Source organism: Lacinutrix venerupis, assembly GCF_001971745.1.
In the GTDB taxonomy this organism is placed as follows: Bacteria; Bacteroidota; Bacteroidia; order Flavobacteriales; family Flavobacteriaceae; genus Lacinutrix; species Lacinutrix venerupis.
Genome location: NZ_CP019352.1, coordinates 2,441,554 through 2,463,780 on the forward strand (window position 1 = coordinate 2,441,554; position 22,227 = coordinate 2,463,780).

Here is a 22,227-nt window from a genome sequence, read left to right on the forward strand (position 1 = left end):
TTAATATTGATTTGTAGAAAGCATTACTAAGGTACAGGCAACTTCAAACTCAATATTGTTATCTCTTAAAATTGAATAAAACTCAGGATTTTCTGTTCCTGGATTAAAAATTACGCGCCTTGGCTGTAAAGACAATATATAGTTGTAATACTGCTCCTGCCTTTTAGGATTTAAATACAATGTTACCGTGTCTATATTATCATATTGTTTTAATTCTGTATCTATTACAATACCATTTACCACTCCTTCTCGCAAACCAAAAGCTACAGTTTCATGCTTATAATTACTTAACTTTTTAATAGCCATATTAGAATATCTTTCTGGTTTTGTTGAAGCACCAATAACTAATGTTTTCTTACTCATATTTAATTGTGTTAAAATTTTAAAAGTTACGCAAATAAGCGTAACAAATTATAAAAGTAGTCGTCTATAGTATTAATAACAAACATCAATCAATCAAAAATCAACCAAACCAATGAAAAAACTAATAGGTATTTGCTTATTTCTAATAGCAACTTTAGTACAAGCACAAACGGCAACAAAAAATCCTTTAATTTTTAAAAACGGAATTATAACAGGTAAAGTTTTAGACGGAACACTTAATCAACCTATACCTTACGTAAATATTGTAATTCGCGATTTAAACGGAAAAATTATTACAGGAAGCATTACTAACGACGATGGGACATTTTACATGGATAACATTCCAGAAGGTACTACAACTGTAAGTATAGAATATTTAGGCTTTAAAACTGTAAGTAGAAAAATAACCATAGACAAAGACAATAATAAAATTGATTTTGGAGAAGTTAAAATATTTGAATCCGCCACAAGCTTAGACGAGGTAGAACTTACTGCAGAAGTTTCTACAATACAGCAAAAAGTAGACAGAAAAGTAATAACAGTTGGAAAAGACTTAACAACTTCTGGACCTACTGCAAGCGATATTATGAACAATCTACCAAGCGTTAGTGTCGACTCTCAATCTGGCGCAGTTAGCTTACGTGGTAATGCAAATGTACGCGTTATGGTAGACGGAAAACTTTCTAATATTCCTGCAGCACAATTATTAAAACAAATACCATCAACATCTATTAAAAGTATCGAGTTAATTACTAATCCTTCTGCTAAATATAATCCAGAAGGTATGAGTGGATTAATAAATATAGTCTTAAAAAAGAATATAAAAATTGGCTTTAACGGAAACATTAACTTAGGTTTAAATTACCAAGATAATGCCAGATTTAATAGCTCTATAGATATGAATTACCGAAACGGAAAATTAAACTTCTATGGTAGTTATGGAAATAACATTGCTAAAAATAACAATACAGGATTAATTAGCAGACCAGATAACAACTCTGAGCAACAATTTAGTTTTCTTGATAATAGAAAAAACCATCTATTTAAAGCTGGTGTAGATTTTTATTTAAATGATAAAAACACCATTTCTTTTTTTACAAACCAAAGTATTACAGACTCTAAAAACTTAGGCAATACAGATGCCTTATTTTATAACACACCAAGCCTAAACCAATATCAAACATTTAATAATGTAAACGATAATAATTCGTCTCAATACAATTTTGATTATAAATTAGAATTTGAAAAAGAAGGATCAAATATAGAATTAGAAGTAGATTATAATGTTTTTGACCAACAAGAAGATGCCGATTTTAGGTTTTCGGGTGCAACAGATTTAAACAATTATTTAGATTTTGTAACAACAGATAGAAAAAGTACAACCATAAATTTAGATTATGTTAATCCGCTAAGTGATACAGCTAAATTAGAATTAGGTTTACAGGCTAGGTTATTTAATACAAATATAGATTACAATTCTACAGGAATTTCCTTAAACCAAATGGGCGTATTTAGGCCAACACCTAGCACTGTTTTCGACTACACTAGAGACATATACTCTGCATATGCTACTTATGGTAAAACTTTAGATAAATGGACCTATCAAATTGGTGTTCGTGCAGAAAATGTTCAAGTTATAGCAGATGCTTTATCTACAGAAGCAACCGGAGAAACAAATTTAATTTCTTTTGATAATGATTATTTTCAAGTATATCCTTCTGCATTTTTTACCTATACTCCATCCGAAAAAAACTCATACCAATTAAGTTTTAGTCGTCGCGTAGATAGACCAGGAATTGGACAAGTAAATCCTATTAGAGAGTGGAGCACTCCATTAATATCTTCTTTTGGAAACCAAAATTTAGAACCACAATTTACTAATTCTATAGAGTTAAATTATACTAGACAATTAGAAAACGGTAGTATTACAGGAGGTGTTTTTTATAGAGCCATACAAGACGAAATAAACCAAGGTATAACTATAGACAGAACCGATGTTACTTCGGGACGTCAAATTTTAACTCATAATAATTATGATGATACTGCTGCGTACGGTGTAGAATTATCTAGCAATTATAGACCAACAAAATGGTGGAGTTTAAATGCTAGTTTTGATGCCTATTTACAAACACAAAAAGGTATTACAGAAGTTCTTTCTACTCCATTAGAAACTGCTACAATTGCAGACATTCAAACTAATGTTATTGAAGTAGATAATATTGCTTATAATTTTAGAATATTTAATAACTTTAAAGTAACTAAAAAATTAAGCTTATCTGCTTTTGCTTTTTATCGTGGTGCTGCAGAAGACTTACAGTTTAAAAGCGAACCTATGTACTTTGTAAATTTAGGAGCTAGACATGATTTTGCAGACGGCAAAGGCTCTTTTAGTTTAAATTTTAACGATATTTTTAATACTCAAGAATTTGGCTTTACAGGCAATAGACCATTTAAACAAGTAGGCGCATTTAATTGGGAAAGCCAAACTATTTTTGCAGGTTTATCTTATAGATTTGGAGGAGGTAAATACAGAGCAAAGTCGAGAAAAAACAGAGATAATAATGAAAAATCTGGAGGCGGATTTTTATAGAAAATATTTAAGATGCTAATTAGTTTTAATGGCAATACAGAAAGTTAATGGTTAGTGTATGTATTGCTATTAAACAAGAAAACCCAAGACTTGATCAGTCTTGGGTTTTTGATTTTGTAAGAATTTTAAACCAAAAAAAATCCAAATAATAGTTAAATAAATACTAAATATTGAAAATCAATAAGTTACAAACAAAAAAACGTTATATCTTTGTATCAATTAATTCTTTAATACAGTTTTTCATTAAATAGTTATCGAGTTGATTAATAGCAATTAAATCCTGAAGCAACAGCTTCAGGATTTTTTATGTTTTATCATTTATTATGCACGCAGTGTTAAAATATGTTAAATGCTGATTTTCAGTGTAATAAAATTTAATTTTGAGCGTCTATATAAAAAAGCAACACAGTTAACGAATACATTTAGTTTGAATTAGTCTTCCATTAAAACGTTCGTAAACACGTTAGTTTATATGATTAATAGCAGAAAATCCCAATGTTATGCATTGGGATTTTCATTTTAAAACACACATAAACGTTAAAGTCTGTTAAAGTGCATTTGTTTAACGCAATAAAAAATGAAAACACGCATCTTAAATAGAACACAACTTATAAATACGAATAATTAAATTTGAATTAGTCTTCCACTTTAAAATTCGATAATAACTTAAGTTTTTGTTTATAATAAAAAATCCCAATGCCTTATAACATTGGGATTTTTTTATTGTTATATTTTATGTGTTACCACTTAATAATTACACTTCCCCAAGTAAAACCACTACCAAAAGCAGCTAAAACTACATGGTCTCCTTCTTTTATTTTGCCTTCCTCCCAAGCTTCGGTTAAAGCAATTGGTATAGAAGCTGCAGTAGTATTACCGTATTTTTGAATGTTATTAAAAACTTGATCATTACTTAAATCAAATTTTTTCTGTATAAATTGAGCTATTCTTAAATTTGCTTGATGTGGAATCAACATATCTATAGCATCTTTACTTAAATTATTTTTTGCTAAACCTTCCATTATTACTTCGCTAAAACGAACTACGGCATTTTTAAAAACAAACTGCCCATTCATATGCGGAAAATAACTCTCGTCGTTTGGATCGTTATCTTTTATAATATCATTAACCCAACGTTTTCCCATTCCAGGAGCTACTAAAACTAATTCCTCGGCATGTTCTCCTTGAGAATGTAAGTGCGTTGATAAAATACCTTTAGTAGTATCTTCTTCTCTTGTTAATATTGCTGCTCCTGCTCCATCACCAAATATTACTGTTACTCCTCTTCCTCGAGTTGTTTTATCTAATCCATGAGAATGCAACTCGCTACCAATAACAAGAATATTTTTATACATTCCTGTTTTAATAAAATTATCTGCAACAGATATAGCATATACAAAACCAGAACATTGGTTTCTAACATCTAAAGCACCAACTGTTTTAATACCTAATGCATGCTGTACTTGTACTCCTGGACCAGGAAAATACATATCTGGACTAAGTGTTGCAAAAATTATAAAATCTATATCATCTTTATCTATTCCTGCACGTTCAATAGCTTGTTTTGCTGCCTTTACTCCCATGGTTGCAGTAGTGTCTCCTGTTCCTTCCTTTACCCAACGGCGCTCTTTTATACCTGTACGCTCGGTAATCCATTCATCATTTGTATCCATCATTTTAGATAGATCATCATTAGTCACTACATTGTCTGGCACATATTTACCAAGCCCTATTATTTTTGAATTGTACATTTAAAAGTCTTTTATTTCACTTCCACACAAATGGAATAATTATTTTTAATTTAAAAACAGAAACGCAATTTAAGTTATTCGAATAAAAGCTTTCCAAAAATTTATTCTATTCATTATGCATGCATAGCTTCTGCTATTTGTTTTTAAAAAAAATCATAGCTTAAAATGTCATCTTGTCACCTTTATACAATTGGCATTTTTGTTGTCTAATCATCCATAACAAATAAAAACATATTAATTAAGATTCTTGCAATAGCAGGAATGACAAATAAATTTATCATGGCAAAAGGAAATATTAATGTTTCAGTGGAAAACATTTTCCCATTAATTAAAAAATTCTTATATAGTGATCACGAAATATTTTTACGTGAACTTGTAAGTAATGGTACAGATGCAACTTTAAAATTAAAGCATTTAACTAGTATTGGAGAAAGCAAAGCTGAATATGGAAATCCAATAATTGAAGTTAAAATTGACAAGGAAGGAAAAAAACTTCATATTATTGATCAAGGTTTAGGTATGACAGCTGAAGAGGTTGAAAAATACATTAACCAAGTAGCCTTCTCTGGAGCCGAAGAATTTTTAGACCAATACAAAGACTCTGCTAAAGATTCTGGTATTATTGGTCATTTTGGTCTTGGTTTTTACTCTGCTTTTATGGTAGCAGAAAAAGTAGAAATTATTACAAAATCTCATAAAGAAGATACTGTTGCGGCACATTGGACTTGTGATGGTTCTCCGGAATTTACATTAGTTCCTCACGATAAAACCGATAGAGGAACAGAAATTATTCTGCACATTGCAGAAGACTCTACAGAGTTTTTAGAAGAAGCTCGAATTGGCAGTTTACTATCTAAGTATAATAAGTTTATGCCTATTCCAATTAAATTTGGAACTAAAGAAGTTAACGATCCAAATCATACTCCAGAAACAACTAAAGACGCTGAAGGTAAAGAAACTACTGAGCCACAGAAAAAAATTACTGTAGATAATATTATTAATAACCCTAATCCAGCATGGACTAAGCAACCATCAGAATTAGAGGATGAAAATTACAAAAGCTTTTATAGAGAGCTTTATCCAGCACAGTTTGAAGAGCCTTTATTCCACATTCATTTAAATGTAGACTATCCGTTTAATCTAACAGGAATCTTATATTTCCCTAAGATGACTCAAGACATGAGCATGCAAAAGGATAAGATTCAATTATACCAAAACCAAGTATTTGTTACAGATAATGTAGAAGGTATCGTACCAGAGTTTTTAACTATGCTACGTGGTGTAATAGATTCTCCAGATATTCCATTAAATGTTTCTCGTTCATACTTACAAGCAGATGGAGCTGTTAAAAAAATATCATCTTACATTACACGTAAGGTTGCAGATAAATTAAAATCGTTATTTAATAATAACCGTGAAGATTTTGAAGCAAAATGGAACGATATTAAAGTAGTTATTGAATATGGAATGTTGTCTGAAGATAAATTCTTTGACAAAGCAGATGCTTTTGCTTTATATCCAACAGTAGACAATAAATATTACACATATACAGAGCTAGAAAACGCTATTAATGCTAACCAAACCGATAAAGACGGTAAAATGGTTATTCTTTACGCTAGTAATCAAGACGACCAACACACTTATATTGAAGCTGCTAAAGCTAAAGGTTACGAGGTATTATTACTAGATTCTCCTATAGTTTCGCATTTAATGCAAAAATTAGAAAGCTCTAAAGAGAACATAACATTTGCTCGTGTAGATGCAGATTCTATTGATAAACTTATTAAAAAGGAAGATACTACAATTTCTAAACTAGACGAAGACCAAACAAAAGCGTTAGACGAGCTATTAAAAGAAGTAATTCCTTCAGATAAATTTATGGTACAATTAGAGCCTCAAGACAGTGATGCTGCACCATTTATGATTACACAACCAGAATTTATGCGTAGAATGAAAGAAATGCAAGCTACTGGTGGTGGTGGAATGAATATGTTTGGTAATATGCCAGAAATATACAACCTAGTTGTAAATACAAATTCTGAATTGGTTGGTGAAATTTTAAATACAAAGACCAAGAAAAAACAAGAACGTTTAATAACACAAAGTTTAGACTTAGCACGTTTATCTCAAGGTTTATTAAAAGGAAAAGAACTTTCAGATTTTGTAAAGAGAAGTTACGAAATGATAAAGTAAAATTTTATACGCTTACGCGGAAATACAAAAACCACCTTTTTAAGGTGGTTTTTTGTTAATTGCCTTTATCCTTTTTTTGTGCTAAATTCGTTAATCTTAGAATACAAATAATTATAATTAATATTTATAAAATAAGAATGTGCTATAAAAAGCTTTTTACACTATTTTTTTTTTAAACCTTATAAAATAACAACACATGTATTCTAAAAAATATTTAAAGTCTAATAGTACAGTTATATTTCTATTATTTTTAATTTTCTTTATTAACGAAGCTCATACACAAGCATACACAAAAAAAGAATTGCAAGACTCTCTTGCAAAAACACCTTATTTTTCAATACATAAGGATAATTATTTTATTACAGGTGTTCCAATAAATAAAGAAATTAATAGCGCTACCGCAGATGCTAAATACCAAATTAGTTTTAAGCAAATACTTACTAGAAGTCGTTTGCCATGGGACACATACCTTTACCTTACATACACACAAAAATCTTTTTGGAATATTTACGAAGAGTCTTTTCCTTTTAAGGATATCAATTTTAATCCATCTATAGCTTTAGGTAAAATACTTTATGATAAAGAGGAACGTTTAAAAGGTTTGGCAACTTTATCTTTTGAGCATGAATCTAACGGACGAGATAGTATATCTTCAAGAAGCTGGAATAGATTAAGTTTAGAGTATACTACAAAAATTTCAACTAATACTATTGCAAGTTTTAAAGCTTGGGTTCCCTTTGCTTACAGAGAAGGAAATCCTAATCTTTTAGAATACGTAGGCTTAGGAGAAGTAAACGCATCTCACACATTTAAGCCAGATAAATTAATATTTGATATTAGATTACGTAAAGGACTAAATTTACACGGTAAAGGCTCCGTTAGATCTCGCATTTATTTTAATCCATTTAAGAATAATATTTCTAATCAATATTTAATGTTAGAATGGTTTGTAGGTCAAGCAGAAGGCTTATTAAATTATGAACAATCGCAAAGTGCTATACGCATTGGTTATGTAATTAGAACCAACGAGTTTAAATGGTTTAATGGCAAAAACAATAACTAGTTTTTTTTAGTTTACACTTAAATTATTTGTTAATAAACTTCGTACAAAACTGTTTTAATAACTCCTTTATTTTCTTCAAGTTTAACAGTAAATAGGTGCTTTACATTTTTAACTTTAAATAGAAATGGAGCTGCTAGCACATCTACTCCACTTTGTTTTTTTAATCTAATACCTTGTCCAGAAATAATATCTTTATTTGGAATAAAATCTCCTTCTGGCAAATGTTCTGTAATAATTACATACTTAAATGCATACAATTTGTTAACTATACTTTCTACCTCTTTATTAGATAGATGTTGAAGTACTTGTCTTAATATAACACAATCGGCTAACGGCAATTGGTCTTTAGCTATATCTAAACATCTAAAAGTTAAGTTTTTAGCTTTAAAATGGGTTTTATTATAATTTATTAATGCCTCAACAATATCAACCGCAACATAGGATTTTGTATACATTATTAATTGCTTACCAATATTAAAATCACCACAACCTAAATCTGCAACAGAAATTGGCTCTTTAAAAGATTTAAAAAAAGTTGTTAATACTTCTATGTAAGGATTTACTATATCTTGCTTATGCGAGCCTTCTCCAGAATAAAAACTTAAACCATTACTTCCCCAAAGTTGCTTTTTGTAAATCTGGTCCATTGCAGCTTTTGTTGGCCAAGGTGTTTTATTCTTTTTGTTTTTTTCCATATCAAAAATCAAAGATAAATTTTATTTCCGTTAGCAAATACATATAAGTATTTTCAAACATTTCAAATACTATTTTTTTTTAATACATTTAGAGTAAAATATATTTATAATAAACCGTTTTTAAAATGAAATCTAATAGTTTGAAAGTTTCAGAAATTTTTAAAAACATGTCTTTTTCTGAAAAAGAAATAGAGATTATAACTTCTTCTTTAAAAAAAACTACTCTAAAAAAAGGAACTATATTAATAAAAGAAGGTGACTTTGTAGATAATATGTATTATGTTGAAAGTGGTTGTCTTAGAACTTTTCATATAGATATTCATGGAAAAGAACACACCGTACAGTTCGGAATAAAAGACTGGTGGATAACAGATTACACTGCCTATTTTTCATCAGAAAAAGCAATAATGAATTTAGAGATACTTCAAGATTGTACACTTTATGCACTTTCAAAAAATAACAGAGAGCTTTTGTATAATAAGATTCCTCAAATCCATAAATTTATTAGAATTAAGTTAGAACGTGCTTATGCTGCTTTTCAAAAGAGAATATTGGCTAATCTATCGCAATCTGCTACAGAACGCTATTTAGAGTTTATAAACACATATCCGGATATCGAAAAAAATGTAAAAAATTATCATCTTGCTTCTTATCTTGGTATTACAACAGAAAGCTTAAGTAGAATTAGAAAAAAATTAAATTAATTTTAATTTATTACCATACATCAATTTTTTATAAAAACAATCTTAATAGATTTGTAGCTAATTCAATTTTTACAAGTACCACTAAACGTACTTATAGATTAAGTAATAGCATAAAAAGCACGAGTATATACTCGTGCTTTTTTAATTTACATAATATTGAACATTAGTAAACTATTATAAAAAACCTTAACGCTTCATTAAAATAAAACTAATGTTTTATTCCGTAATTTTGTTTTATGAAATTCAAAATACAATCAGAATTTAATCCAACAGGAGATCAACCAACTGCAATAAAACAATTGGTAAATGGCCTAAATGCTAAAGAAAAATACCAAACCTTACTTGGTGTTACAGGTTCTGGAAAAACATTTACTGTTGCTAATGTTATAGAAAAAGTACAGAAACCCACTCTTGTTCTGGCTCATAATAAAACTCTTGCAGCACAACTTTACAGCGAGTTTAAACAATTTTTTCCTGATAATGCTGTTGAGTATTTTGTTTCCTATTACGATTATTACCAACCAGAAGCATACATACCAACATCTGGTGTATATATAGAAAAAGATTTATCCATAAATGAAGAAATTGAGAAAATGCGTTTAAGCACGACCTCTTCTCTACTTTCTGGTCGTAGAGACGTTTTGGTAGTAGCTTCTGTTTCTTGCTTATATGGTATTGGAAACCCAATAGAATTTCAAAAAAATGTTATCTCTATAGAACGTGATCAAGAAATTTCACGTACAAAATTATTACATCAATTAGTACAAAGTTTGTATTCGCGTACAGAGGCAGATTTTAAACATGGTAATTTTAGAATAAAAGGAGATACTGTAGATGTGTTCCCTAGTTACGCCGACGACGCTTTTAGGATTCATTTTTTTGGTGATGAAATTGAATTAATAGAGCAATTTAATATACAAACCAACGAAGTTATTGAAGAATATGATAGATTAAATATCTATCCAGCAAACATGTTTGTTACCTCTCCAGATGTATTACAAGGCGCCATAAGAAACATACAAGATGACTTAGTTAAACAACATGATTATTTTAAAGATATAGGCAAACATCTTGAAGCTAAAAGATTAAAAGAGCGTACAGAATTCGATTTAGAAATGATTAGAGAATTAGGGTATTGTTCTGGTATTGAAAACTACTCGCGCTATCTTGATGGCAGACTACCAGGAACAAGACCTTTCTGTTTACTAGATTATTTTCCAGACGATTATTTAATGGTTGTAGACGAAAGTCATGTTACAATTTCTCAAGTACATGCCATGTATGGAGGAGATAGAAGCCGAAAAGTTAATCTTGTTGATTATGGTTTTAGGCTTCCAGCGGCAATGGATAATAGACCATTAAAGTTTGAAGAATTCGAGGCTTTACAAAACCAAGTATTATATGTAAGTGCAACACCTGCAGATTATGAACTACAAAAAACCGATGGCGTTTATGTAGAACAAGTTATTAGGCCAACAGGATTATTAGATCCAATTATTGAAGTTAGACCAAGTCTAAACCAAATTGATGATTTAATTGAAGAAATACAGCAACGCGTTGAAAAAGATGAACGCACACTGGTAACTACACTTACAAAACGTATGGCCGAGGAATTAACCAAATACTTAAGCAGAATAAATGTACGTGTAAATTACATACATAGTGATGTAGATACTTTGGAGCGAGTACAGATTATGCAAGATTTAAGAAAAGGTATTTACGATGTTCTTGTTGGTGTAAACTTATTACGTGAAGGTTTAGACTTACCAGAAGTGTCCTTAGTTGCTATTTTAGATGCAGATAAAGAAGGATTTTTACGCTCCAATCGTTCTCTTACGCAAACCGTTGGGCGTGCTGCCAGACACCTTAACGGAAAAGCAATAATGTATGCAGATAAAATTACTAAAAGCATGCAAAAAACTATTGATGAAACAGAATACCGTCGAGAAAAACAAATTGCATACAATACCAAAAACAACCTTACTCCAAGAGCCCTAAACAAAAGCTTAGACAGCGCGTTAAGTAAAAACTCTGTTAGTACTTATAGTTACGAACTAGAAGCAGCACGTGCAGCAGAACCAGAAAGCGAGTACTTAACCAAACCTGAATTAGAGAAAAAAATACGAGAGAAACGTAAACTTATGGAACAAGCTGCCAAAGCTTTAGATTTTATTATTGCAGCTCAATTACGTGATGAAATAAAAAGTTACCAAAGCAAATTAGAAGATTTAAAAACATAGCATCATGGAGAACCAACAACAACCAATAATTATAGAACATTTCTACAACGTTTCTAAAGAAAAACTCTGGGAAGCTATAACAAATCCAAAAGAAATGCGAGAATGGTATTTTAACAACATTCCAGATTTTAAAACAGAAATTGGTTTTACAACACAGTTTAATATAAAATCTCACACTAGAGATTTTAATCATATTTGGACAGTAACAAATGTTGTGCTACAAAATAAAATTACATATACTTGGGAGTTTGAAGGTATTACAGGAAAATCCTCTACCTGTTTCGAAATTTCAGGAAACCAAAATCAATCTATATTAAAATTAACAGCAACTGTTTTAGAGCCATTTCCAAGTAATATTCCAGAATTTGAAAGAGAAAGTGGTATAGATGGATGGAACTATTTTATAAAAAAACAACTTGACAGTTACTTAAATAGCTAAAACAAGTTGCAAAAATTTCCTATTTAATTATATTGAACTTTAAAAATATCAATCAACACATCGGCAGGTACCATTCTATCTGGGAAACCTTCCATTAAATATAATACTTTAGTAATGCATTCATGGTTTAATCCCATTCTAAGTCCGTAATTGTATAATTTTGCAATTTCTTCTTGAGTGCGTTCATCATCAATATGCATTAGTAGTACCAACCTATGAAACTGCACAATACGCTCGCTATGAGATTTTAAGTGCATTCTATTTACTGGATGTTTAATTAGGTAATTAAAGTCATCTTTTGATATTTCTAATTGCTTTGCCACACCAAGCAAAAAATTATATTCTATAGTTTTTAGGGATTTATCAGACTTAGCAAAGGCAATCATTTCTGATAATAAACTAAGTTTTTCTACTCTGTTAGGCATAATGCGAGGGAATTAAATTATACAGTATAAAATTAAGAATAAAAGCCAATTTATTATCGTAGAAAGCACGTCGCTTGTCGAAAAATACTTAGCTTTACATCGATTTTAAGTGCTGTTTATCAAAGTGTTACTCTTAAAAAGGAGCAAAAAACACCACAACTCACTGATAATTAAAAATTTAAGCCATGACAAATAACGATATTTTTAAAAAACTAAGAGTCGCACATAAACTGCGTGACGACGATATTATTAAAATTTTAGAGCTTGTAGATTTTAGAGTTTCTAAAAGTGAACTAAATGCATTTTTTAGACGAGAAGACCATCCAAACTATGTAGAATGTGGTGATCAAATTTTAAGAAATTTTTTAAATGGCTTAATTATACATCTTCGTGGGCCAATGCCTAAAAAAGGTGAAACATCCAAAAATAACATTGCGAATAAAATAAAATCAACTTCAAAAAACAATAAGAAGAATTTTAATAAACCAAGAGATAAAAAAAAGAGCGACGATTAAGTTGCTCTTTTTATATATAATTTAATGTTTTTTTTTAAAACCGAAAACATAAGTTATACTATAGTATTACTCATTTTCACTTGTTTTCATACAAAGAATAAGATTTAATACTGGTATTAATGTAAACCAAACAGAAACTCCAGCATCTCTTAATCTTCTTACTGTTGCACTTATTAATGGTATAAAAAACACCAAATTAATAACGCTTCTTATTCCTCTAAAATTCAATCCGTTAGGCTCTATATTATTAGCTTTTAAATACCAAGCTTCTAGTAACCCAAAAGGTATTGAAAGTATAAAAATATTAAACACAACAAAAATTAAAATAAAATAAGTCCAATATTCTTTTCTTCCAGTCTTTCCTTTATAATTAAAGGTTTCTTTAAAAATTTTTACTATATCTTCTATCATTATTTATTATGTGTATTTAGTTTCAATACTATTTAATAATATATTTTGAATTATAAATATAAAAAAAAAGAGCAACCTTAACGGTTACTCTTTAATATATATACTGTAAAAGTATTAAGCTAAAACAGCTTGTACTTTATCTGCTGCTTCTTGAAATTCTGTAGCACTCATTACATCTAATCCAGAACTGTCTATAAGTTCTTTTGCAATATCTGCATTAGTACCTTGTAAACGCACAATAATTGGAACGTTTATAGCATCTCCCATGTTTTTATAAGCATCTACAACACCTTGAGCTACACGATCGCAACGTACAATACCTCCAAAGATGTTAATTAAAATAGCTTTTACTTCTGGATCTTTTAAGATAATTCTAAAAGCCGCTTCAACACGTTTTGCGTCTGCAGTACCACCAACATCTAAAAAGTTTGCTGGCTCACCACCTGCTTGCTTAATTAAATCCATTGTTGCCATTGCTAAACCAGCACCGTTTACCATACAACCAACGTTTCCGTCTAAGTCTACATAGTTAAGTCCTAATTCACCAGCTTCAACTTCTATTGGGCTTTCTTCACGTAAATCGCGTAATTCAGCTAAATCTTTATGTCTATATAATGCATTCGCATCTAAAGATACCTTAGCATCTACAGCCATTATTTTACTATCACTAGTTTTTAATACTGGATTAATTTCAAATAAAGAAGAATCCGACTCTACATAAGCTTTATATAATGAAGTAACAAATTTTGTCATTTCTTTAAATGCTAATCCAGATAAACCTAAGTTAAAAGCAATTTTACGTGCTTGAAATGGTAAAATTCCAGTCGCAGGATCTATTTCTTCTGTAAAAATTAAATGTGGTGTTTCTTCTGCTACAGTTTCAATATCCATACCTCCTTCTGTAGAATACATAATCATATTACGCCCAGTTCCTCTATTTAAAAGAACAGACATGTAATATTCTTCTGGCTCAGAATCTCCTGGATAGTAAACATCTTCTGCTACTAAAACCTGGTGTACACGCTTACCTTCTGCAGAAGTTTGTGGTGTAACTAAATCCATTCCTATAATTTCTCCAGCAATAGTTTTAACGTCGTCTAAGTTTTTTGCTAACTTAACACCACCACCTTTACCACGACCACCGGCGTGAACCTGTGCTTTTATTACGTGCCAACCTGTACCAGTATCTTCGGTTAATTTTTTTGCTGCAGCTACTGCTTCATCAGCATTTTGTGCAACTATACCACGTTGAATACGTACGCCAAAGCTGCTTAATAATTCTTTTCCTTGATATTCGTGTAAATTCATCTGTTTTAGAGTAAAATTTTAGAAACACAAAAGTAAATAATCACAATTACTTACCCTAATATTTAATTGTGAAAATCTTAATTGTATTTTTTATTGTTAATTATTTAACAATATGTTTAAAATGTGTAATATTTTAAATTAAATATTTGTAGCGTTAATCTATAATAATAGCTTTGAAAAAAAAATTATCAATGACCAATACGCAATTACTTAAAATAGCTGAAGACTTCGGGAGTCCTGTTTATGTTTACAATTCTAATGTTATTTCACAGCAATATAAACGTCTCACATCTGCTTTTAGCTCTGTAAATAAAGTAAAGATTAACTATGCTGTAAAAGCATTATCTAATATTTCTATATTAAAATTAATGAAAACGCTTGGAGCTGGATTAGATACAGTATCTATACAAGAAGTACAGTTAGGACTTACAGCAGGCTTTAAAGCTGAACAAATTATTTTTACTCCTAATGGTGTTTCTCTTGAGGAAATAGAGAAAGCCGCAATACTAGGTTGCCAAATAAATATAGACAACTTATCTATACTTGAGCAATTTGGAACCAAACATCCAGATATTCCTGTATGTATTCGTATAAATCCTCATGTAATGGCTGGCGGAAACACTAATATTTCTGTAGGACACATAGATAGCAAGTTTGGTATTTCTATACATCAAATTCCACATATTTTACGTATTGTAGAAAACACAAAGATGAATATTAACGGTATACACATGCATACTGGAAGTGATATTTTAGATATAGATGTCTTTTTATATGCTAGTGAAATACTTTTTGAAACAGCTAAAAACTTTAAAAATTTAGATTTTATAGATTTTGGATCAGGTTTTAAAGTGCCTTATAAGCCAGGAGATATTGAAACTAATATTGAAGAATTTGGCGAAAAACTATCAATTAGATTTAATGAGTTTTGTAAAAACTATGGTAAAGAGTTAACCTTAGCTTTCGAGCCTGGAAAGTTTTTAGTAAGTGAAGCTGGACAGTTTTTAGCAAAAGTAAATGTTGTAAAACAAACTACCTCAACAGTTTTTGCCCAAATAGATTCTGGTTTTAATCATTTAATTAGACCTATGCTTTATGGTTCTCAACATGAGATAGAAAACATTTCTAATCCTAAAGGAAGAGAACGTTTTTACAGTGTTGTTGGTTATATATGCGAAACCGATACATTTGCCAATAATAGACGTATTAACGAAATTAATGAAGGTGATATATTAGCGTTTAAAAATGCCGGAGCTTATTGCTATTCTATGGCTAGCAACTATAATTCTCGTTACCGTCCTGCTGAAGTTTTATGGCATAATAAAGAAGCGCATTTAATTAGAAAGCGAGAAACTTTTGAAGATATTTTAAATAATCAAATTCAAATAGATTTAAAACCAAAAAAAGCAAAAATATAACTAGACAATAGCACCATAATTATGGTGCTATTTTATTTTGCTATAGCTTAGTTTGTTTTATTAAGTATTACTATATTTATGAAAACCAATACTTAATAAATGAATAAAATTGCTCCTGTTACCATTAGACAAATTTTTATAATTAGTTTAATACTATTTATTGGCAGTATTATTTTTAGAGAAATGTTTCCTTATTTTGGCGGCTTTCTTGGTGCTGTTACACTTTATGTGTTATTACATAAGTGGATGAAAAAAATGGTTAACGACAAAAAATGGAACACCAGCCTATCTGCCATAATACTCCTTCTTTTTTCTTTTATAGTAATTATAATTCCTGTTGCTGGAATTATACTTATGCTAGGCAATAAAATTAGCGACTTTACAAAAAACAGCGAACAATTTTTAAGTGCAGCCAAAAGTCAACTAGAAAAAGTTGAAGATTTAGTTGGTATGGATCTAAATTCTCAAATAGATACTAACAGTATAACAGAATGGGTTACTACTAATTTACAGAGTTTTGCAGGAGGAACATTTAATATTTTTATTTCTTTAGGTATAATGGGCTTTGTGCTATATTATATGCTAACCAATAGTAAAGATTTAAAAACATCATTATTAAAATATATTCCTTTAGGAGAAAGCAACTTAATTGAAATTGGGCAAGAAGTACGCTCTATGGTTAGAGCAAATGCTATAGGTATTCCTTTAGTTGCAATTGCTCAAGGTATTATTGCTCTTATTGGTTTTTTAATTTTTGGAATACAAGATCCTTTTTTCTGGTTTGTGATAGTTACTATTGGCTCTATGATTCCTTTTGTTGGAACATTAATTGGTATTTTACCAGTTTTTTTAATTACTATTTCTTCTGGTAATAATTTTCAAGGTTGGGCAATTTTAATATATGGAATAGTTGTAGTTGGTTCTACAGATAATATAATAAGACTTTTTGTGCTTCAAAAACTGGATGAAGTACATCCTTTAATTACTTTAATTGGTGTAATTATTGGCGTTCCTCTATTTGGATTTATTGGACTGATTTTTGGCCCATTATTAGTAAGCTTATTCTTAATTTTGGTAAAGATTTACAGAAAAGAATATGGAAAAGATGCACACGAAAAACAAGAAGTAAAGGAAAAACAGTTATAAGTTTTGATAAAAAGTCAATCCGTTATTATCTAAATCGTAAAATGCAAATTCACGTGTTTGCCAATCTGTTTTTTTTAAAGCTGTCTTGTTATTAAAAACACCTCTAAATTTATATTCTTCATATAAATTTTCTATATGCTCTGTAACAATACGTAACATTGGTGTATTAAAACCAGACTCCCATTCTTTTTCATCATGCCATTGTAAATGAATTTCTATATTATCTCTTATAACACCTGCATACGTTGGGTTTTTAGAGTCGTCTGCAAAGGCTATTTTAAATCCTAATTTTTTTACATAAAAAGTGAGTGCTTCTACTACATTTTTTACTGGTAAAATAGGATGAATTTGATGCAATATTGGTTTTGGCATTATTTAATTTTTTATCTCTTTTATATCGCTAATATTTGATGTACCATATTTATCGAACAAATAAATTAAGCTCGTCATGGTTGCTGCACCTAACTCTAGTTCTCTTTTATTTACAGCATCAAACGTATCGTTTGCAGCATGATGATGATCAAAATAACGTTGTGAGTCTGGACGTAGTCCTGCTAAAACAATATTGTCGTTTTTTAATGGCCCAATGTCTGCGCCGCTATATCCTTTTTCAAAGTAATGAATTAAATATGGTTTAAATAATGGTTCCCAGCTAAGTACTTTATTTAAGTTGGCTTCACTACAATCGAAACTAAAACCTCTTGGTGTAAATCCTCCTGAATCACTCTCTAAAGCAAAAACGTGATTTTCGTTTTTTCGTTTTGCTTCTTCGGCATATTTTTTACCACCACGTAAGCCGTTTTCTTCGTTCATAAATAAAACAACTCTTATGGTGCGTTTTGGTTTAATACCACTTTCTTTTAACAATCGTAAAACATCAATAGATTGCACAACTCCTGCGCCATCATCATGAGAACCATCGCCCAAATCCCAAGAATCTAAATGACCACCAACTACCATATACTCGTTTGGAAACTGGCTTCCTGTAATTTCTCCTATGACGTTATATGATAATACATCGTCAAATTGTTTACAGTTTTGTTTAAAGTAAAATTCTAAATTTTTATCGGTTTTTAGTGCTGCAGATAATGCATTGGCATCGTTTGTGCTTATTGCTGCGCTTGGTATGCGTTGGTTGTTTGGCAAATCTAGATAACCCATACTACCTGTGTGCGGAAGGTTATCTTGGCGTAGGTTTAGTGATCTTACAATAACACCAAGTGCTCCTAATTTTCCTGCTTCGTAAGCGCCTGCATATCTTTGTTTTGAGCAACCGCCATAGGCTTCGAAGGTATGTATTAATTCTGGATTCATTGCGCCATTAAAAAATACTATTTTTCCTTTTACACTTGTGCCTAGTTTTGCTAATTCTTCGAAGCTTTTTACTTCGACTACTTTTGCTTTTAAACCGTTGTTTGGTGTGGCAACAGAACCTCCTAAAGCACAAATATTTACATTTACTTGTTTTCCTAGTGTTGTAAAATAGCCTATTTCTTTTTCGCCTCGTTCCCATTTTGGTACCATTACTTCTTGTAGCCATACTTTATCTAAACCTAATTTTTGTAATTCGGTTTTTGTGTATTGCACTGCTTTTTCTGCATTTACAGAACCGGATAACCTACCGCCTATTTGGTTTGATAAATGGTCTAACCACTGGTAAGCTTTACCGTTTGTTAGGGATTGACTGTAAATGGTTTTTAGGGTTTCTTTATCGTTTTGCGCGAATACGTTTACTGATAAAAATAGTGCTGCAATTATAAGTTTTAGTTTCATGGTGTGTGCGTTAGCGATTGTAATGGCATCCTTTTTTTTGCTGCCGTATATGGCAAAAAAAAGATATAATGGAAAGCGCGACCTTTAGGTAACGCCCAAATATTATTCGTTATTTAATTGTTGACGGTATAAATCTATATTTGCTTTTGTTTTTGCGTCTAATTCTGGTTCTTGGATATCGTCGTACTTTTTTAGTGTCTCGTATAGTATTGTTGCTACGGCTAATCTTGCTGCTGGCTTATTGTCTGCCGGTATATTAAACCATGGTGCGTGGGCTTTTGATGTTCTATTTATGGCGTCTTGGTAGCAAAACATATAATCGTCCCATAGTTTGCGCTCTTTTAAGTCTCCGGCTGAGAATTTCCAGTTTTTTTCTTTTAAATCTAAACGACGTAGTAGCCTGTTTTTTTGTTCTTCTTTAGAGAGATTCATAAAAAACTTAAATATTATGGTGCCGTTTTCTACGAGGTGTTTTTCGAAGTTATTAATTTGCTCGAAACGTTTATCCCAGAAGGCTTCGTTTACGTCGTCTACGGTATTTACATTTGGTAGGTTTTCACCTAAAATATAGTTAGGATGTACTCTTGTAACTAATACATTTTCGTAGTGTGTACGGTTGTGTACTCCAAATTTTCCGCGTGCTGGTAATGCGATATAGTGCCTCCATAAATAATCGTGTTTTAACTCTAATGTGGTTGGTACTTTAAAGCTCATGACCTCGACACCGCGTGCGTTAAAATCTTTAAACACCTCGCGTATTAAACTGTCTTTTCCTGAGGTATCCATACCTTGTAAACATACTAATACTGAATATTTGCCGTGTGCGTATAGCGTGTCTTGAAGTTTACCTAGTTTTTTTCGTACTTTTTTTAGTTTGTCTTTTACTTCGTCATCTTTTTCTTCTAAATCTAATAGTGTTGGTAGATTAGACAGTTCTATTTTTGATGTTATTATGTGGTCTTTTATATTAATGTCTTTCATAAATTAATTTTAAGCTTAAATATACGCAATGCGTTTTGTTATTAAAAGTAATAATTATTTTAAGGTTTTTAAATTGTTAGTGGCTTATCATTATTTTTAAAACAAAAAAACCAATCGTTTTTATTAGATTGGTTTTTGTTATAATACGTTTTGTTTGTGTTTACTTGCTTGCAAATAGTTTTACGTCTTGCTCGCTAACTTCTGCGCCGCCTAAAATTATTAAGCGTTCTACTACGTTACGTAACTCGCGTATATTACCTGTCCAGTCGTATTCTTGTAATAATTTTATAGCTTTTTCTGAAAATGTTTTTAGTGCTGTTCCTTGTTCTGCAGAGATTTTTTTTGCGAAATGGTTTATTAGTAATGGTATATCTCCACGCCTATCGTTTAACGCTGGAACTTTTACTAATATAACGGCTAATCTATGGTATAAGTCTTCTCTAAACTTACCGTTTTCTATTTCCTTTTTAAGGTTTTTATTTGTTGCTGCTACTACACGAACGTCTACTTTAATATCTTTATCACTACCTACACGTTGTATACGGCTTTCTTGTAAGGCGCGTAATACTTTTGCTTGGGCAGATAGACTCATGTCTCCTATTTCGTCTAGAAATATTGTGCCTCCATTTGCGGCTTCAAATTTTCCTGCTCTGTCTTTTGCTGCACTTGTAAATGCGCCTTTTACGTGACCAAACAATTCACTTTCTATAAGCTCGCTAGGTATTGCGGCACAGTTTACCTCTATCATTGGGCCTTTAGCACGATCACTTTTTTGGTGTAACCAATGTGCTACCAATTCTTTTCCTGTACCATTTGGTCCTGTTATTAATACTCGAGCATCTGTTGGTGCTACTTTGTCTATAATGCCTTTAATTTGAGATATGGCATCGCTTTCGCCTACCATTTCGTACTTTTTGCTAACTTTCTTTTTTAAGATTTTGTTTTCTACAAAAAGTTCTTTTCTATCTAAAGCATTGCGTACTGTGTTTAATAGCCTGTTTAAATCTGGTGGTTTTGAGATATAATCAAAAGCACCTAAACGCATAGTATTTACTGCTGTATCTAAATCGCCATGCCCAGATATCATGACCATTGGTATTTCTGGTTTTATTTTTTTTGCTGCTTCAAGTACCTCAACACCATCCATTTTTGGCATTTTAATATCGCAAAGCACTAAATCGTAATCGTCTTTTTTTATTTTATCGATACCTGCCAAACCGTCTTCAGCTTCAAAAACTTCATATTTATCGTTTTCTTCAGAAAGAATTTTTACTAAAACTCTTCTAATTGCTGCTTCGTCTTCTATTACTAAAATTTTTGACATTATATTTTAAATTTAATCCCTGTTCTTAAATAAAACGCATTTACTTTATCTAGTCTATAAATATCGTCTCTATTATTATCTCTTAATCTATTACTCATGCTTATAGTATGGCCGGTATATGCATACCATATTAAATGGTCTGTAAAACAATACTCGTAACCCAAACCTGCAACAATAACTGATAACGATATATTTTCTGCTTGATTGCCATCTAACACAATATTATCTTGAATATTAGCAAAATAACCATCTATACCAACAAAGGTTTGAACTATATTACGCTCGTTAAAAAAATATTTAACATTGGTTTTTGGCACACCTAAATTAAAAGACCAATTTTCGTTTACACGCCTGTAATAACTAATAAAAGGTAATGGTAATGGAATTCCTGTAGTACTATTATAGGTTAAACCTAAAATTAGACGGTATGGTCTTTTTAAAGATTCTTCTTTAGTTCTATCTTTTATTGCATAAACTCCACCATTTAAAAAGAAGTCGTCTCCAGATAATTTATGTGTTAATGTTGAAGCTATTCTTGGCGATAATTTAGCTCCTAATCTCCAATCGTTATTTAATTTAAAAGTATAACCTATATTTAAATCTATTACATGTAAGCGGTTTAAATTAGATATATCAAAAGGATAGTTATCTTCCAAATTTAAAGCAATCCTGCTATATTCTCCACCAACCACTAGATAGCAGTCTGTTTGTGTTTTTATAGGATAATTAATTAGAGCTCTAAATCTATTAAAATTGTCTTCGGATTTACTTTTAGGTATATATGAATATTCTAAACGTGCCAAATCTGTAAGTTGGGCATGAGTATTTTGAAATACTAAAATTAATAATACTATAATAACACATTTAGCAGTATGCCTATTCATATAT

The 22,227-nt window shown here is 30.7% G+C and carries 20 protein-coding genes; 9 read left to right on the forward strand and 11 right to left on the reverse strand.

Translation table 11 applies throughout. The features are described 5' to 3' along the window. A complete protein-coding gene (locus BWR22_RS11150) occupies positions 1–363 on the reverse strand; it encodes a CoA-binding protein (RefSeq protein WP_076733748.1) in 363 nt (120 codons plus the stop codon). A gap of 112 nt (positions 364–475) precedes the next feature. Between BWR22_RS11150 and BWR22_RS11155 the strand changes: the two genes are divergently transcribed. Further along, on the forward strand, positions 476–2,953 hold the full coding sequence (locus BWR22_RS11155) for an outer membrane beta-barrel family protein (RefSeq protein WP_076733749.1): 2,478 nt from the start codon (positions 476–478) through the stop codon (positions 2,951–2,953). Positions 2,954–3,693: 740 nt separating this feature from the next. Here BWR22_RS11155 and BWR22_RS11160 read toward each other — a convergent pair. Beyond that, the gene (locus BWR22_RS11160) at positions 3,694–4,704 is read right to left on the reverse strand and encodes a 3-oxoacyl-ACP synthase III family protein (RefSeq protein ID WP_076733750.1); all 1,011 of its coding nucleotides are present in this window, start codon (positions 4,702–4,704) and stop codon (positions 3,694–3,696) included. Between the two features lie 279 nt (positions 4,705–4,983). On the opposite strand from BWR22_RS11160, the gene htpG reads away from it, so the two are divergent. Beyond that, the gene (gene htpG / locus BWR22_RS11165; protein WP_076733751.1) at positions 4,984–6,897 is read left to right on the forward strand and encodes a molecular chaperone HtpG; all 1,914 of its coding nucleotides are present in this window, start codon (positions 4,984–4,986) and stop codon (positions 6,895–6,897) included. A 196-nt stretch (positions 6,898–7,093) separates the two neighbouring features. Next, a complete protein-coding gene (locus BWR22_RS11170) occupies positions 7,094–7,960 on the forward strand; it encodes a phospholipase A (protein ID WP_076733752.1) in 867 nt (288 codons plus the stop codon). A gap of 29 nt (positions 7,961–7,989) precedes the next feature. Here the strand turns inward: BWR22_RS11170 and BWR22_RS11175 are convergent, their stop codons facing one another. Next, positions 7,990–8,655 carry a class I SAM-dependent methyltransferase gene (locus BWR22_RS11175; protein WP_076733753.1) on the reverse strand — a complete coding sequence of 222 codons (666 nt, stop codon included), beginning with the start codon at positions 8,653–8,655 and terminating at the stop codon, positions 7,990–7,992. Positions 8,656–8,780: 125 nt separating this feature from the next. On the opposite strand from BWR22_RS11175, the gene BWR22_RS11180 reads away from it, so the two are divergent. The 3 genes from BWR22_RS11180 to BWR22_RS11190 all read left to right on the forward strand — a co-directional run bounded on the left by BWR22_RS11180 (position 8,781) and on the right by BWR22_RS11190 (position 12,038). Beyond that, the gene (locus BWR22_RS11180) at positions 8,781–9,359 is read left to right on the forward strand and encodes a Crp/Fnr family transcriptional regulator (RefSeq protein WP_076733754.1); all 579 of its coding nucleotides are present in this window, start codon (positions 8,781–8,783) and stop codon (positions 9,357–9,359) included. Positions 9,360–9,595: 236 nt separating this feature from the next. Then, positions 9,596–11,599 (forward strand): excinuclease ABC subunit UvrB, encoded by a 2,004-nt coding sequence (uvrB, locus tag BWR22_RS11185; protein ID WP_076733755.1) that lies wholly within the window; start codon positions 9,596–9,598, stop codon positions 11,597–11,599. A gap of 4 nt (positions 11,600–11,603) precedes the next feature. Continuing rightward, positions 11,604–12,038, forward strand: a complete 435-nt coding sequence (locus BWR22_RS11190; protein ID WP_076733756.1) for an SRPBCC family protein — start codon at positions 11,604–11,606, stop codon at positions 12,036–12,038. Positions 12,039–12,061: 23 nt separating this feature from the next. On the opposite strand, the gene BWR22_RS11195 is transcribed toward BWR22_RS11190, so the two are convergent. Beyond that, positions 12,062–12,463, reverse strand: coding sequence for a hypothetical protein (locus BWR22_RS11195; RefSeq protein ID WP_076733757.1), 402 nt, complete (start codon positions 12,461–12,463; stop codon positions 12,062–12,064). A 185-nt stretch (positions 12,464–12,648) separates the two neighbouring features. Here BWR22_RS11195 and BWR22_RS11200 point away from each other — a divergent pair, with 185 nt between their 5' ends. Further along, positions 12,649–12,978: a DUF1456 family protein gene (locus tag BWR22_RS11200; protein WP_076733758.1), complete on the forward strand. Its 330-nt coding sequence runs from the start codon at positions 12,649–12,651 to the stop codon at positions 12,976–12,978. Between the two features lie 66 nt (positions 12,979–13,044). Here the strand turns inward: BWR22_RS11200 and BWR22_RS11205 are convergent, their stop codons facing one another. Further along, the gene (locus tag BWR22_RS11205) at positions 13,045–13,389 is read right to left on the reverse strand and encodes a DUF805 domain-containing protein (RefSeq protein WP_076733759.1); all 345 of its coding nucleotides are present in this window, start codon (positions 13,387–13,389) and stop codon (positions 13,045–13,047) included. A 114-nt stretch (positions 13,390–13,503) separates the two neighbouring features. Further along, positions 13,504–14,697, reverse strand: coding sequence for an ADP-forming succinate--CoA ligase subunit beta (gene sucC / locus BWR22_RS11210; protein WP_076733760.1), 1,194 nt, complete (start codon positions 14,695–14,697; stop codon positions 13,504–13,506). 191 nt (positions 14,698–14,888) lie between these two features. On the opposite strand from sucC, the gene lysA reads away from it, so the two are divergent. Beyond that, positions 14,889–16,115: a diaminopimelate decarboxylase gene (gene lysA / locus BWR22_RS11215; protein WP_076733761.1), complete on the forward strand. Its 1,227-nt coding sequence runs from the start codon at positions 14,889–14,891 to the stop codon at positions 16,113–16,115. Positions 16,116–16,214: 99 nt separating this feature from the next. Then, a complete protein-coding gene (locus BWR22_RS11220; RefSeq protein ID WP_076733762.1) occupies positions 16,215–17,261 on the forward strand; it encodes an AI-2E family transporter in 1,047 nt (348 codons plus the stop codon). Here the strand turns inward: BWR22_RS11220 and BWR22_RS11225 are convergent. The 5 genes from BWR22_RS11225 to BWR22_RS11245 all read right to left on the reverse strand — a co-directional run bounded on the left by BWR22_RS11225 (position 17,256) and on the right by BWR22_RS11245 (position 22,223). Continuing rightward, complete coding sequence (locus BWR22_RS11225; protein WP_076733763.1) at positions 17,256–17,633, reverse strand: VOC family protein; 378 nt, start codon at positions 17,631–17,633, stop codon at positions 17,256–17,258. The two genes, BWR22_RS11220 and BWR22_RS11225, sit on opposite strands and share 6 nt — an antisense overlap. Before the next feature lie 3 nt (positions 17,634–17,636). Further along, on the reverse strand, positions 17,637–19,034 hold the full coding sequence (locus BWR22_RS11230) for a M20/M25/M40 family metallo-hydrolase (protein WP_076733764.1): 1,398 nt from the start codon (positions 19,032–19,034) through the stop codon (positions 17,637–17,639). A 102-nt stretch (positions 19,035–19,136) separates the two neighbouring features. Then, a complete protein-coding gene (locus tag BWR22_RS11235) occupies positions 19,137–20,015 on the reverse strand; it encodes a PPK2 family polyphosphate kinase (protein WP_076733765.1) in 879 nt (292 codons plus the stop codon). A gap of 160 nt (positions 20,016–20,175) precedes the next feature. Further along, positions 20,176–21,339, reverse strand: a complete 1,164-nt coding sequence (locus tag BWR22_RS11240; RefSeq protein WP_076733766.1) for a sigma-54-dependent transcriptional regulator — start codon at positions 21,337–21,339, stop codon at positions 20,176–20,178. Then, complete coding sequence (locus BWR22_RS11245; RefSeq protein ID WP_076733767.1) at positions 21,339–22,223, reverse strand: DUF6268 family outer membrane beta-barrel protein; 885 nt, start codon at positions 22,221–22,223, stop codon at positions 21,339–21,341. The genes BWR22_RS11240 and BWR22_RS11245 overlap by 1 nt, the downstream gene beginning before the upstream one ends. Positions 22,224–22,227 lie beyond the last annotated feature (4 nt).

What these genes read in the sequence shown, in the direction of transcription:
- BWR22_RS11230 (WP_076733764.1), bottom strand. Translation starts at nt 19,034, where the DNA reads ATGAAACTAAAACTTATAATTGCAGCACTATTTTTATCAGTAAACGTA.
- BWR22_RS11240 (WP_076733766.1), bottom strand. Translation starts at nt 21,339, where the DNA reads ATGTCAAAAATTTTAGTAATAGAAGACGAAGCAGCAATTAGAAGAGTT.
- BWR22_RS11160 (WP_076733750.1), bottom strand. Translation starts at nt 4,704, where the DNA reads ATGTACAATTCAAAAATAATAGGGCTTGGTAAATATGTGCCAGACAAT.
- BWR22_RS11175 (WP_076733753.1), bottom strand. Translation starts at nt 8,655, where the DNA reads ATGGAAAAAAACAAAAAGAATAAAACACCTTGGCCAACAAAAGCTGCA.
- BWR22_RS11235 (WP_076733765.1), bottom strand. Translation starts at nt 20,015, where the DNA reads ATGAAAGACATTAATATAAAAGACCACATAATAACATCAAAAATAGAA.
- BWR22_RS11180 (WP_076733754.1), top strand. Translation starts at nt 8,781, where the DNA reads ATGAAATCTAATAGTTTGAAAGTTTCAGAAATTTTTAAAAACATGTCT.
- BWR22_RS11245 (WP_076733767.1), bottom strand. Translation starts at nt 22,223, where the DNA reads ATGAATAGGCATACTGCTAAATGTGTTATTATAGTATTATTAATTTTA.
- htpG (WP_076733751.1), top strand. Translation starts at nt 4,984, where the DNA reads ATGGCAAAAGGAAATATTAATGTTTCAGTGGAAAACATTTTCCCATTA.
- BWR22_RS11195 (WP_076733757.1), bottom strand. Translation starts at nt 12,463, where the DNA reads ATGCCTAACAGAGTAGAAAAACTTAGTTTATTATCAGAAATGATTGCC.
- uvrB (WP_076733755.1), top strand. Translation starts at nt 9,596, where the DNA reads ATGAAATTCAAAATACAATCAGAATTTAATCCAACAGGAGATCAACCA.
- BWR22_RS11225 (WP_076733763.1), bottom strand. Translation starts at nt 17,633, where the DNA reads ATGCCAAAACCAATATTGCATCAAATTCATCCTATTTTACCAGTAAAA.
- lysA (WP_076733761.1), top strand. Translation starts at nt 14,889, where the DNA reads ATGACCAATACGCAATTACTTAAAATAGCTGAAGACTTCGGGAGTCCT.
- BWR22_RS11205 (WP_076733759.1), bottom strand. Translation starts at nt 13,389, where the DNA reads ATGATAGAAGATATAGTAAAAATTTTTAAAGAAACCTTTAATTATAAA.
- BWR22_RS11170 (WP_076733752.1), top strand. Translation starts at nt 7,094, where the DNA reads ATGTATTCTAAAAAATATTTAAAGTCTAATAGTACAGTTATATTTCTA.
- sucC (WP_076733760.1), bottom strand. Translation starts at nt 14,697, where the DNA reads ATGAATTTACACGAATATCAAGGAAAAGAATTATTAAGCAGCTTTGGC.
- BWR22_RS11220 (WP_076733762.1), top strand. Translation starts at nt 16,215, where the DNA reads ATGAATAAAATTGCTCCTGTTACCATTAGACAAATTTTTATAATTAGT.
- BWR22_RS11200 (WP_076733758.1), top strand. Translation starts at nt 12,649, where the DNA reads ATGACAAATAACGATATTTTTAAAAAACTAAGAGTCGCACATAAACTG.
- BWR22_RS11190 (WP_076733756.1), top strand. Translation starts at nt 11,604, where the DNA reads ATGGAGAACCAACAACAACCAATAATTATAGAACATTTCTACAACGTT.
- BWR22_RS11155 (WP_076733749.1), top strand. Translation starts at nt 476, where the DNA reads ATGAAAAAACTAATAGGTATTTGCTTATTTCTAATAGCAACTTTAGTA.
- BWR22_RS11150 (WP_076733748.1), bottom strand. Translation starts at nt 363, where the DNA reads ATGAGTAAGAAAACATTAGTTATTGGTGCTTCAACAAAACCAGAAAGA.